Below are 12,674 nucleotides of genomic sequence, written 5' to 3' on the forward strand. Positions count from 1 at the left end.
CCTCAGATCAGTTCCCAGGTGCCGTTGGCTTGTTTGCAGAAGGTGTTCTGCTCTTGCTCGGTCTTGCCGCTTTGCGACTTCAGGTTGACCGTGACCGGGCGGCAGGCCGCTTCGGCAGCGACGGTTTCGGTCGGCAGCGACTGCACCGAGTCCAGGTCGAAGCCTTGGGTTTCCTTGCTGGCGGCTACGTCCAGTTCGTCCAGGTTCACTGCCGGCGTTACGCGCTTGGCAACTGCCTGCGCCTTCGGTTCGACGTAGTTCTTGTGCACATAGCCAACAGTCACGCCCTTGCGGCCGACCAGGATCCAGTCACCCGTGGAGCCGACGGCGGTGAACTCGGTGTGGTTCTTCAGGCTGCCGACTTTTTCACCGTTCTGGTTAGGCGCGGCACGCACGTTCAGGTTGTCGCTGATGGTCACGTAGGGTTCGTTGATCAGCTTCATCGACGGCACCGCCTGAATCTTCGGCGCGCGCTTGACCTCGACCTTCTTGGTCTGGGTGTATTCCTTGCCCGGCACGATCTGCGCGGTGGCGCCCGAGTGGTCGGATGTCCAGGTCACCGGCTGGGCGCTGGCGGTAGTCTGCTGTTGGCTCAACACTTCCTGGGTGCGCAGCGCCAGGGCCTGCTGGTCCTTCTCATCCAGCATGTGGCCAATGCGGTTGCCCACGTAGGCACCGATGCCACCTGCAATCAGGGCCGCGGCGATCTTGCCGTTGCCGCTGCCCATGGTCGAGCCGATGGCCACACCGGCCAGGCCACCGATCACGGTGCCCGCTTGCTCTTTGCTGATCCCGAGCTGTGCACAGGCCGTGGTAGAGGCGATGGCAACCGCCAAGAGGGACGCGACGAATTTCTTACGCAAGTGGAGCACTCCATTTTCGGTGGGGCGCACAGCCGCGTACCGCAGCCAGGGTCTGGCGGCAGCATTCGACGTTGTGCGGGGATTTCAGAGAGGGTGCAGCACTGGCTGCAGACGACAATTCAGCCGTCCAGCGAAGGGCATAGAGGGAGACCAGTACGGCGCGAAGCATCCAACGAATCCATGTCAGAAAAAGGTCATCGCCCAGCGCGTAATCATTACGGCGTTTGGTCTGGGCGTGAAAGGCGTATTAGAGGAGCGCATTGTAGCGCAAGGTGACATTGGCAGTTCAAGACAAAATGTTGCGAAAAACGGCTCTACAACAGGCCTGCTTCGCAGACCATCGCCGGCAAGCCAGCGCCCGACATCCCCTGCCAGGACGCTCGTAAACAGGCATCCGAACCGATGGGCTACGTCCGCGACCTGATCATCACCGGCTTGATGGACGACGACCGGAAACTGATCTGGGCTTCGCATTACCTCAGCGCGATGGCCAAGGCGCTGCTGGATGATGCTGAGTTGGGGATGATGAAAAAATGAGCGGCGATATGCCGATTCTCGATGGTCCAGAACGAAAAAGCCCCGCAGATCTAAATCTGCGGGGCTTCTCGATGTATGGCGGAGAGATAGGGATTTGAACCCTAGGTACTGTTGCCAGTACAACGGATTTCGAATCCGTCCCGTTCGACCACTCCGGCATCTCTCCAATGCCGCGCATCTTACCAGCGTTTTTTAAAAACGCAAACCTTTTTTTCAAAAAAATCGCGTGGTATCAGGCGCTTGCGTGAACGCGCCGCTTACAGCGGCACGCCCAGGCGCTTGGCAACTTCTTCGTAGGCTTCGATCACGTCGCCCAGGCCCTGGCGGAAGCGGTCCTTGTCCATCTTCTTGCGGGTTTCTTTGTCCCACAGGCGGCAACCGTCCGGGCTGAACTCGTCGCCCAGCACGATCTGGCCGTGGAATACGCCGAACTCCAGCTTGAAGTCGACCAGCAGGAGGCCGGCGTCATCGAACAGCTTGCTCAGCACTTCGTTGACTTTCAGCGACAGCTTTTTCATTTCCACCAGCTGCTCGGCGGTGCCCCAGCCGAACGCGACAACGTGGGATTCGTTGATGAAGGGGTCGCCCTTCTCATCGTTCTTCAGGAACAGCTCGAAGGTGGACGGCTCCAGCTTGATGCCCTCCTCCACGCCCAGGCGCTTGACCAGGCTGCCGGCGGCGTAGTTACGCACTACGCATTCGACCGGGATCATGTCCAGCTTCTTCACCAGGCACTCGTTGTCGCCCAGCAGCTTGTCGAACTGGGTCGGCACGCCGGCTTCTTCCAGCTTCTGCATGATGAAGGCGTTGAACTTGTTGTTCACCATGCCTTTGCGGTCGAGTTGTTCGATGCGCTTGCCGTCGAACGCCGAGGTGTCGTTACGGAACAGCAGGATCAAGCGGTCGGCGTCGTCGGTCTTGTAAACCGATTTGGCCTTGCCGCGGTAGAGTTCGTCGCGTTTTTCCATGATTGGGCTCCGCTTGCTTGAGGTGTTGGGCTAGGCGATTTCGCGCCAGTCGAGCCCGTGTTCCTGATTCGCCACCTGGAGCCAGTCCGGGTCGCACCCAAGGGTGTCGACGAAGCACTGGCGAGCCAAGTGTGGCAGGTTGTTCTTGCTGCTGAGGTGGGCCAGCACCAGGTGTTGCAGGTTGTTCCAGCCCAACTCGTGCACCAGGCGCGCGGCCTGGTGATTGTTCAAATGCCCTTGCATGCCCCCTACCCGCTGCTTCAAGAAGGCCGGGTAGTGACCGCGTGCCAGCAGGTCGCGGCAGTGGTTGGCCTCGATCAACAATGCATCCAGGCCCTGGTAACGCTCCAGCAACAGCGCGTCATAAGAGCCCAGGTCGGTCAGCATACCGAAGCGCCGCTGGCCATCGCTGATCACGTATTGCAACGGCTCGTAGGCATCGTGCTCGACCCGCGCGGCGGTCACTTCCAGGCTGCCGATACGCAGGCTTTGGCCACAAGCGAGAAAACCGGCCACCTCCACCGGCTTGCGCATGCCGCGCAACGTGCCTTGGCTGAGGTAGACCGGTACATTATAGCGCCGCGACAGCAAGCCCACCCCATGCACGTGGTCGGCATGTTCGTGGGTCACCAGCACCGCACTGAGCTGAGCCGCCGATACACCGAGCAGCGCCAGGCGCCGCTCGGTTTCGCGCAGGGAAAAGCCGCAATCGACCAGGATGAACGTGTCACCACTGGCGATCAGCGTGCCGTTCCCTTGGCTGCCGCTTCCGAGTACCGCGAAGCGCACTTAGCCCAGGTGGTCCTGAATGGCGCTCAGCACGCGGCGGGCGACATCGGCCGGGGCAACGGTGTTGATGTTTTTCTCGACCGTGACCTGCACGCTATCACCCACCTTGCTCAGGCGAACCTGGTAGCGCTCGGCACGGGCTTCACGCTCTTCCTTGGTCGGCTCGCTGCCGAACATCCGGCCGAAGAAGCCAGGCTGGTTCTGCTTGTCGTCCGGTTTTTCCGACAGGTTGATGTAGTACAGGCCCAGGCTGCGGTTGATGTCTTCAACACGCCACTCGCCACCCTGCTCCAGGGCACGGCCTACGCCAGACCAGGCACGGTCCAGGTCGGAACCCAGGTACAGCACCGGGTTGCCGCTGCCGTCTTCGCTCAGGCTGACACGGCTTGGCGCGTCGAAATCGCGCGCGGCCAACAGCGATACCGAACCGCCTTTCTCGGCGCTGCGGTTCATGCTGGCGAGCATTTCGTCGACCAGCAGGGCATCGGCACCCGTGTTGCTGGAGGTGGACGGGAAGTCAGGCTCGGCGGTGCTGCCGGCCGGGCGCTCGACGCTGACCACATACACCTCGGAGGTGTTGCGCTGCACGCCCGGCTCCATGCGGACACGCACGCGCACTTCGCTGTCACCGCTGCTGGCGGTGCTCGCCAGGCGCTGGCCAAGCGATGCCGACAGCTCGTCGAAACGCTGCCAAGTGGTGTTGAACTCACCGGTCTGCGGGCGCTCCTCAGCGATGCGGAAGCCATTGTCCTCGAAGAACTGGCGAGCCACCGGCCACACTTCGGCTGGCGAGTGCTGGGCCAGCACCCAACGGCTGCTGCCGCTGCGTTGCAGGCTGTAGTCGGTGACCTGGGCGGCACCGCCGGTCAGGGGTTGCGGGCGCGGCACTTCGAACTCGCCCGTGACGTGATCGTCGGCGACGTTACGCGGAATGGGCAGCAGCGGGTCAAGGCGTTTGACGTTGCTGGCGTCCGGCGGCAGCTGCATCGGCGCAGTCGGGTGCGCCTGCAGGTAGTCGCTGCCGCGGTCGCGGAAATAGCCATCCTCGCCCCACAGCCAGCCACACCCACTGGTGCTGGAGATAATCAGGGCAAGGGCGGAAAGACCAGCCAGTCGCTTCATGCGGTGTACTTCCTCTTAAACCAGTACGCCGGACTGGCGCAAGGCAGTACGGACTTTTTCGTGGCAGCCTTCGCTTAGCCAGGTCAGTGGCAGGCGAATGCCCTTTTGCATCAGGCCCATTTCGACGAGCGCCCACTTCACCGGGATCGGGTTGGCTTCGCAGAACAGGTCTTTGTGCAGCGGCATGAGTTTTTCGTTGATCGCGCGGGCCTTCTCGGCATTGCCCTCAAGGGCGGCCTCGCACAGATCGGCCATTTCACGCGGGGCGACGTTGGCGGTAACAGAAATGTTGCCCTTGCCGCCCATCAGGATCAGCTCGACGGCAGTCGGGTCATCGCCGGACAGGACGATGAAGTCCTTGCTGACGCCATCGAGGATGGCCTTGGCGCGGACCAGGTCGCCGGTGGCTTCCTTGATGCCGATGATGTTCGGCACGGTCGACAGGCGGATCACGGTCTCGGCCTGCATGTCGCAGGAGGTGCGGCCGGGTACGTTGTAGAGGATCTGCGGAATGTCGACGGCTTCGGCAATGTGCTTGAAGTGCTGGTACAGGCCTTCTTGCGTCGGCTTGTTGTAGTACGGCACTACCAGCAGGCAGGCATCGGCACCGGCGCTCTTGGCGTTCTGGGTCAGGTGCACGGCTTCGGCAGTGGCGTTGGCACCGGTACCGGCAATGACCGGAACGCGGCGGCTGCTGCGTTTGACGCGCTCGACCACGTGCTTGATGACCAGGATGTGTTCTTCGACATCCAGCGTGGCGGACTCACCCGTGGTGCCTACAGCGACGATCGCATGGGTGCCGTTTTCCAGGTGGAAGTCTACAAGTTTGTCGAGGCTGCCCCAGTCCACACGCCCTTGTGCATCCATGGGTGTGACCAATGCCACCATACTGCCCGCAATCATGTAACTGCTCCTGCCGGAAAAAGAGAGCCGTAATGGTACTGGGGGCATCGGCCTTGCACAAGCGAAGCAGGCAGGCGGAGCATTCCCCTCGGCGCCTTATTTCGCTACCCTTGATCCTTTGATCGGTGCAGCGCGGCCCGCCGGGCCGTCGACCTTGCTCCCCGCCAGCGTCCACGACCTCGCATGCGAGCCCCGGGCCCTGCCGACAGGAGGCTTTCGCCCGTCCTGTACCGACCGCTCATCGCTTTAGGAATGCTGCATGTCCACCCCCACCGTCCGCGAACAATTCCTTGTCATCAGTGCCTTGGGCCCGAACCCCATGGAACTGGCCAACGTCCTCAGCCGCGCCGCTTTCGAAAACCGCTGCGCGGTGGTCACCTCGCGCCTGAGTCGCCACGGCGAGACCAGCGCCCTGGTGCTGCAAGTGGGCGGCAGCTGGGACGCCCTGGCGCGCCTGGAGTCCACCCTGCCGGGCCTGGGCAAAAAACATGGCCTGACCCTGGACGTGGTGCGCAGCGCCGACCAGGAAGTGCGCCCGCAGGCTCTGCCGTACGTGGCCTACGTCAGCGCCGCCTACCGCCCGGACATCATCAACGAGCTGTGCCAGTTCTTCCTCGACCACCGCGTCGAGCTGGAAGCCATGACCTGCGACACCTACCTGGCTCCGCAAACCGGCAGCAGCATGCTCAACGCCCAGTTCACCGTGATTCTGCCGGCCGGTACGCAAATCAGCTGGTTGCGTGACCAGTTCCTGGACTTTGCCGATGCCCTGAACCTGGATGCGCTGATCGAACCTTGGCGCCCACAGAACCCCATGTAAGGAAACCACCATGGCTGTAGCACTCGACCAACCTGTTGCGGACTTTCAGGCCCAGGCCACCAGCGGGCAAACCGTCAGCCTGGCCGAACTCAAGGGCCAGCAAGTGGTGGTGTACTTCTACCCGAAGGACAGCACGCCGGGCTGCACCACCGAAGGCCAGGGGTTCCGCGACCAGCATGACGCCTTTGCCGCCGCCAACACCGTGGTGTTCGGCGTGTCGCGCGATGGCATCAAGTCGCACGAGAACTTCAAGGCCAAGCAAGGCTTCCCGTTCGAGCTGATCAGCGACAAGGACGAAGCCCTGTGCCAGCTGTTCGACGTGATCAAGCTGAAGAAGCTGTACGGCAAGGAATACATGGGCGTTGACCGCAGCACCTTCCTGATCGACAAGAAGGGTGTACTGCGCCAGGAATGGCGTGGGGTGAAGGTGCCAGGGCACGTGGATGCCGTATTGGCAGCAGCCCAAGCGCTGAACAAGGCTTGAGATCGTTTGGGGCCGCAAAGCGGCCCCAATCAGATCAAAGCATCGGTGAAACGCTAGGCTCCTGCCGCGGCCAGGCATCCAGCACGGCCTTGATCAGGGTCGCCAGCGGGATGGCGAAGAAAATCCCCCAGAACCCCCACAACCCGCCAAACAGCAGTACCGCGCAAATGATCGCCACCGGGTGCAGGCTCACCGCCTCGGAGAACAGCAACGGTACCAGCACGTTGCCATCCAGCGCCTGGATGATCGCGTACACCGTCATCAGGTAGATGAACTGGTCGCCCCAGCCCCACTGGAACAGCGCAATCAGCGTCACCGGCACCGTCACCACCACCGCCCCCACGTAGGGCACTACCACTGACAGCCCCACCAGCAGCGCCAGCAGTGCAGCGTAGTTGAGCCCCAGGCTGATGAAGGCGATGTAGGTGGCAATGCCACAAATCAGAATTTCGATGCCCTTGCCACGGATGTAGTTGGCGATCTGCCGGTTCATCTCGCTGCCCACCCGGTTCAGCAGGGTGCGCTGGCGCGGCAGATAGCCACTCACCCAGCGCCCGATCAGTTCGCGGTCCTTGAGGAAGAAGAACACCAGGATCGGCACCAGCACCAGGTAGATCATGGCATTGACCAGCAACGGCAGGCTCGACAGCGAGAAGGTCAGCGCCCACTGGCCAAACTTGCCGATTTCGCCACGTACCGACTCGATGGCATGCAGCACCTGCTCGTCCGACACCAGGTGCGGGTAGCGCTCGGGCAGCAGCAAAAGCAGCGACTGCCACTTACCGAGCATGCCCGGCAGCTCGTTGAACAGGGTAATAAGCTGGTGCCACAGCAGCGGCACCAGCACCAGCATGAACAGCGCCAGCGCACCCATGAACAGGGCGAACACCAACATTACCGCCAGCCGCGTCGGTACCCGCACACGCTCCAGGGCGTTGACCAGGCCCTGCATCAAGAACGCCAGCACCATACCCGCCAGCACGGGCGCGAGCATGCCGCCCAAGGTAAGAACAGCCGTGAAAGCCAGAAACAGAAGGACCGCCAGCACCACTGCTTCTTCATCGGAGAAGTAGCGCTGCATCCAGTCGCGAAGCACTTTGAACATTGACGATCCTTGGTAAAGACTCAGGCCTTGCGCAGCCAGTAAGTGTAGGTGCCGGCCTCGGCCGTTTCACGCAGCAGGGTATGACCGGCCAACTGGGCGAAAGTGCGGAAGTCACGCTGCGACCCGGCATCCGTGGCGATCACCTTGAGTACCGCGCCACTGGCAAGGCGATTGAGCTCCATCTTGGCTTTGAGCAGCGGCAAAGGGCAATTCAGCCCGCTGGCGTCCAGTTCGGCATCGCAGGTAAGGGTGTCACTCATCGCAGGGTCTCCAAAGGCGTTGCCAGACTGCTTGCTGACAGGGTCGGCTAGGATAGCGCCACTGGTCGCCAACGTGTGAGCCCGCTACAGTAGGTATCTTTGACCGACGCGAGCTTCATGCATGAATCTACTGCGCCCTACCCTGCTGACGCTGGCCTGCCTGATGGCCCTTCCCGGCCATGCTGACGACCTGCCATCACTGGGTGACGCCAGTTCCGCGATCGTTTCGCCGCAACAGGAGCACCAGCTGGGCCGCGCCTGGCTAAGCCTGCTGCGTGGCCAGGTCAACCAGCTGAACGACCCACAGCTCAAGGACTATGTCGAAACCAGCGTCTACAAACTGGCCGAAACCAGCCAGCTGCAGGACCGGCGCCTGGAATTCATCCTGATCGACAGCCGCGAGCTGAACGCCTTTGCCGCCCCGGGTGGCATTGTCGGGGTCAACGGCGGGCTGTTCCTCAACGCCCAGACCGAAGGCGAGTACGCCTCGGTACTGGCGCACGAACTGGCGCACTTGTCGCAGCGCCACTTCGCCCGAGGCGTCGAGGCGCAGCAGCGCATGCAGCTGCCGATGATGGCGGCGTTGCTGGCCGGTATCGTGCTGGCCGCCGGTGGCGCCGGCGATGCGGGCATCGGCATGATTGCCGGTACCCAGGCGGCGGCGATCCAGGAACAGCGCCGGTTCTCACGCCAGAACGAACAGGAAGCCGACCGTATCGGTATCCAGAACCTGGAAAAGGCTGGCTACGACCCGCGCAACATGCCGACCATGTTCGAGCGCCTGGCACGCCAGTATCGCTATGACGCCAAGCCGCCTGAATTCCTGCTGACCCACCCTGTGACCGAATCCCGTATCGCCGATACCCGCAACCGGGCCGACCAGGCGCCCAAGGGCGGCATTGAAGACAGCATGCGCTACCAGCTGATTCGCGCCCGGGTGGCGCTGACCTACGAAGGCACACCAGGGCTTGCCGCCAAGCGCTTCCGTGCCCAGCTGGACGAAGACCCGAAACTGGACGCCGCGCGTTACGGCCTGGCCTTGGCTCAGATCAAAGGCGGGCAGCTGAACGAAGCGCGTGAAATGCTCAAGCCGCTACTGGCCAAGGCACCCAACGACATCACCTACAACCTGGCGCAGATCGACCTGGACATCACCAACAACCGCCTGGCCGACGCCCAGCAGCGGGCCGAACGGATGCAGGGGCTGTATCCGGGCAACTACCCGCTGAAACAGGTCCGCGCCGATTTGCTGGTGAAGCAGAACAAGCCTGCCGAAGCGGAGAAGGTGCTCAACGAACTGGTCAAGAGCCGGCCGGATGACCCGGACGTGTGGTATGACATGGCTGAAGTGCGGGGCTTGTCGGGCAATACCATTGGCCTGCACCGCGCACGGGCCGAGTATTTCACCCTGGTGGGGGACTTTGACCAAGCGATCCAGCAATTGGATTACGCCAAGCGCCGGTCGGGCAGCAACTTCCCGCTGGCCTCGCAGATTGACCAGCGCCAGCGCGAGATCATGGAGCAGCAGCGCATGGTGCGGGAAATGATGGGGCGCTGAGGGCCATTCGCGGGCACGCCCGCGCCCACAGGGATCGCACCGCCTGCGAGCGCTGCGCTGTATCTGTGGGAGCGGGCGAGCCCGCGAAGAAGACGACGCGGTCTGTCGTCAGGCGTTACCGGACAGTTTCAGCCTTGCAGCCTGGGTAAAGTCCAGCATCCGGTTCAGCGGCTTGATCGCCTTGGGCACCAGCGCCGGGTCGACGAAAATCTCATCACCGCCATTACGCAAGCAGTGCAGCACGCGCTCCAGGGTATTCATCGCCATCCACGGGCAGTGCGCGCAGCTGCGGCAGGCCGCGCCATTGCCGGCAGTAGGCGCTTCGACGAATTCCTTGTCCGGGCACAGCTGCTGCATCTTGTAGAAGATGCCGCGATCGGTGGCGACGATGAAGGTCTTGTTCGGCAGGGTCTGCGCTGCCTTGATCAGCTGGCTGGTAGAACCCACCGCGTCGGCCAGTTCGATGACCGCTTCCGGCGACTCAGGGTGCACCAGGATCGCTGCGTCCGGGTACAGTGCCTTCATGTCGGCCAGCTGGCGCGATTTGAATTCTTCGTGAACGATGCAGGCACCGTCCCACAGCAACATGTCGGCACCGGTCTGCTTCTGGATGTAACGGCCCAGGTGCTGGTCCGGCCCCCAGATGATGGTCTCGCCGTTATCCATCAGGCTTTCGACGATTTCCAGCGCGCAGCTTGAAGTCACTACCCAATCGGCACGGGCCTTTACGGCAGCGGACGTGTTGGCGTAAACCACCACGGTGCGTTCAGGGTGCTGGTCGCAGAACGCAGAAAACTCTTCGACCGGGCAACCCAGGTCGAGCGAGCAGGTCGCCTCCAGGGTCGGCATCAGCACGCGCTTTTCCGGGGTGAGGATTTTTGCCGTTTCGCCCATGAAACGCACGCCAGCCACGATCACGGTCTCGGCCGGATGGTTCTTGCCGAAGCGGGCCATTTCCAGCGAGTCGGACACGCAGCCGCCGGTTTCTTCAGCCAGCGCCTGGATGACCGGGTCGCAGTAATAGTGGGCAACCAGCACTGCGTTCTGGGCCTTGAGCTCGGCAGCGATGGCCGCACGGTATTCGGCCTCCTGCTCGGCTGTCAGCGGGTTGGGCTGCTTGGCGTCGAGGTGGGCCTGAACCAACAGGCGTTCGGAAATCTGGGTCATGATCGCTGGACCTGCAGGCGCGCGTGCGCGTCAAATCGAGTGTATCACCCGGCCCTGACAGATCGGCTAAGGGCGCCGGACGGCATACTGCCCGCCACGGCCCTCTGCGGGCACGGATTATTATCGGAGGCCGAAGGCTACAGACAATCCAGCGATTACTAAAGTGGTTTTTGTGTTGCCTGTGCCGGCGACAGGGCCAGCACAGGCAGAACCAATCAACCCTGCGGCGACAACGCGGCCAGGTGCGCCGCCATCAGCATGGCGAACTCTTCCACGGTCATTTTCCTGCCGTTGAAGTCAACCATGCCATCGGCATAGTGCAGGCTGCTCACCACATCATTACCTTCGACAGTCGCCATGCCACTCTGCAGCGCCATCATGCCAACCATCTCCCCGGCCTGGCTGGACTGCATGGCAATCGCCTGAGCGTCAGTCTGACCATCCAGCAGCGCCTGCAAGGTCGCCAGGTCACCCATCATCGACTTGGACAACGACAGCTTGCTCTTCACCTCGGTGATCATCTGCTTGCTCAACTGGTCCGGCGGCAGGTCGAAGCTGGACGGGGCGGCAAAGTCCATCGACAGGTTGAAGCGGCTCTCGCCATTGGCGGTCTTGAACGACAGATTTTCAATCGCCACCTTGGGCCTGGCGGCGAGCAGCTTCTGCAGATCACCCTGGAAACGGGCCTTCTCGGCGTCGTCCATCTGGATTTGCGGCACCGGCTGGCCGGCGGCGGCGGCGGCCTCGAACTCCGCCAGATGCGCCTGGTACCACTTCGACAATGCCTGCAGTGCCGGTGCATTGACCGAAGTAATGCTCACCGCCATCTGTGCCTTACCCACTGCACGGCCATCCCAGGTGATGTCGCCAACCTTGTACTCCACGCGACCGCCCACGGTATCCGGACCATCAAGGGTTTGCAGGGCATTTTGCTCGAAGCCCTTGATCAGCATTACCTGCTGTTTGGGCCCCAGGGTGACCTTGGTTTCAGCCAGCGCCAGGTCGGCATTACCGACATAGATGGCGTCGTGCGCGGTGGCTGCCAGGTTACCGCCAAGCTTCAGGCCTTTGAGCTCGAACGTGGCAGGCGGCTGGTCGTCATGCACCAGTTTCATCACGAAACGATCGGCCTGGCCGTGGAATTTCGAAGCCTTGCCTTCCTTGTCGCCACTGACCTCCAGCTGCATGCCCGAGAAGTCGAGGCTGTTGCCATCCGCTTCGTCGAACTTGACCGGCGCCAGCCGAACCTGGCTGACCACATTACCGCCGTAGCCCAGGCTGGTTTGGGCGCTGACGGGCGCCTGCTCACCCGCTGCGGCAAACCACGGTGCGGTGGCTTCGTCCTTTTGCAAACTACTGTTGCTGACCGCCAGCACCGGCATCAGCTTGAACGCCTTGACCCGTGACCAGGGGAACGGGCCGTGCTCGATCTGGTCGGTCACGCCCACGTCGAAACTCAACACCTCGCCGTCACCCACGTTGATGTCGCGTGCTTTCAGGCGGTACTGGGCGGTACTGCTGAAGAAATGCTGCTCCAGCGACACCCGCTCGATGCTCATGCTGCCACCGGTGGTCACCAGGGCTTTCTTCAGCTCGGCGTTGCTGCGGGCAAGGGCATTGTCCAGCTCGGCCGGCAGCTGCTTGCCGGTGTACCAGGCGCCAGCGGTGGTTGCAACGGCAATGGCGATAGCCAGGCCGGAAAGGATGCCAACTGATTTCTTCATGAATAGAACCGAATGCTGTCCGTAAGGGCTTGTTGGGCGACCAAAGGCCACGCAGCGAAGATTACCACTGCAACAGGTACACAGGCGGGTGCGGATCGAGAAATGGCATTTTTTGGAAGCGTCTGACACCCAGCCCATGGACGATGCCCAATCGTTAATTTTTACGAACATTCAAATTGATCATAACCGCAAAAAACCGCGCAAAAACCGAACAAAACAGCCTTTAAATCGATAAATGTTTCAATTCAGTAACATCTTGTCATGTTTAACTTGACACCCACCTACCCATCGTTTTTTATTTTCACCACTTTGCGCGCCCCCCCGCGCCTTCCGCCGCTCCAACATAAAAGGTGAACAACATGGAGCCCACCCGC

General features: G+C 61.9%; 12 protein-coding genes, 1 tRNA gene and 1 pseudogene. 4 read left to right on the forward strand and 10 right to left on the reverse strand.

Annotated features, from left to right (window positions below):
• Positions 1-2 precede the first annotated feature (2 nt).
• Positions 3-863: an SH3 domain-containing protein gene (locus tag D906_RS04455; protein WP_016711968.1), complete on the reverse strand. Its 861-nt coding sequence runs from the start codon at positions 861-863 to the stop codon at positions 3-5.
• 357 nt (positions 864-1,220) lie between these two features.
• On the opposite strand from D906_RS04455, the pseudogene D906_RS04465 reads away from it, so the two are divergent.
• Positions 1,221-1,400: pseudogene (locus tag D906_RS04465) on the forward strand (DUF3077 domain-containing protein); the annotation flags it as partial.
• Positions 1,401-1,476: 76 nt separating this feature from the next.
• Here D906_RS04465 and D906_RS04470 read toward each other — a convergent pair.
• The 5 genes from D906_RS04470 to dapA form a co-directional block, all read right to left on the reverse strand.
• Positions 1,477-1,566 (reverse strand) — tRNA-Ser (locus D906_RS04470).
• A gap of 91 nt (positions 1,567-1,657) precedes the next feature.
• Complete coding sequence (gene purC, locus D906_RS04475; protein ID WP_011535129.1) at positions 1,658-2,368, reverse strand: phosphoribosylaminoimidazolesuccinocarboxamide synthase; 711 nt, start codon at positions 2,366-2,368, stop codon at positions 1,658-1,660.
• Positions 2,369-2,398: 30 nt separating this feature from the next.
• The gene (locus D906_RS04480) at positions 2,399-3,157 is read right to left on the reverse strand and encodes an MBL fold metallo-hydrolase (RefSeq protein ID WP_019098480.1); all 759 of its coding nucleotides are present in this window, start codon (positions 3,155-3,157) and stop codon (positions 2,399-2,401) included.
• Entirely contained in the window at positions 3,158-4,279 is a 1,122-nt protein-coding gene (gene bamC / locus D906_RS04485) for an outer membrane protein assembly factor BamC (RefSeq protein ID WP_016711979.1), read from the reverse strand.
• Positions 4,280-4,294: 15 nt separating this feature from the next.
• Entirely contained in the window at positions 4,295-5,182 is an 888-nt protein-coding gene (dapA, locus tag D906_RS04490; RefSeq protein ID WP_019098479.1) for a 4-hydroxy-tetrahydrodipicolinate synthase, read from the reverse strand.
• Positions 5,183-5,441: 259 nt separating this feature from the next.
• Here dapA and D906_RS04495 point away from each other — a divergent pair, with 259 nt between their 5' ends.
• A complete protein-coding gene (locus D906_RS04495) occupies positions 5,442-6,002 on the forward strand; it encodes a glycine cleavage system protein R (protein WP_003254741.1) in 561 nt (186 codons plus the stop codon).
• Positions 6,003-6,012: 10 nt separating this feature from the next.
• Positions 6,013-6,486: a peroxiredoxin gene (locus D906_RS04500; RefSeq protein ID WP_016711981.1), complete on the forward strand. Its 474-nt coding sequence runs from the start codon at positions 6,013-6,015 to the stop codon at positions 6,484-6,486.
• A gap of 34 nt (positions 6,487-6,520) precedes the next feature.
• Here the strand turns inward: D906_RS04500 and D906_RS04505 are convergent, their stop codons facing one another.
• Positions 6,521-7,591, reverse strand: coding sequence for an AI-2E family transporter (locus D906_RS04505; protein ID WP_019098477.1), 1,071 nt, complete (start codon positions 7,589-7,591; stop codon positions 6,521-6,523).
• Between the two features lie 20 nt (positions 7,592-7,611).
• Positions 7,612-7,851: a sulfurtransferase TusA family protein gene (locus D906_RS04510; protein ID WP_008097503.1), complete on the reverse strand. Its 240-nt coding sequence runs from the start codon at positions 7,849-7,851 to the stop codon at positions 7,612-7,614.
• 121 nt (positions 7,852-7,972) lie between these two features.
• Between D906_RS04510 and D906_RS04515 the strand changes: the two genes are divergently transcribed.
• A complete protein-coding gene (locus tag D906_RS04515) occupies positions 7,973-9,409 on the forward strand; it encodes a M48 family metalloprotease (RefSeq protein ID WP_016711983.1) in 1,437 nt (478 codons plus the stop codon).
• 108 nt (positions 9,410-9,517) lie between these two features.
• On the opposite strand, the gene nadA is transcribed toward D906_RS04515, so the two are convergent.
• Positions 9,518-10,576 carry a quinolinate synthase NadA gene (gene nadA / locus D906_RS04520; protein ID WP_016711984.1) on the reverse strand — a complete coding sequence of 353 codons (1,059 nt, stop codon included), beginning with the start codon at positions 10,574-10,576 and terminating at the stop codon, positions 9,518-9,520.
• A 215-nt stretch (positions 10,577-10,791) separates the two neighbouring features.
• Positions 10,792-12,300, reverse strand: a complete 1,509-nt coding sequence (locus D906_RS04525) for a YdgA family protein (protein ID WP_027609385.1) — start codon at positions 12,298-12,300, stop codon at positions 10,792-10,794.
• Between the last annotated feature and the right edge of the window lie 374 nt (positions 12,301-12,674).

This window comes from Pseudomonas sp. LAIL14HWK12:I1, from assembly GCF_003202095.1.
Taxonomy (GTDB): Bacteria; Pseudomonadota; Gammaproteobacteria; order Pseudomonadales; family Pseudomonadaceae; genus Aquipseudomonas; species Aquipseudomonas monteilii.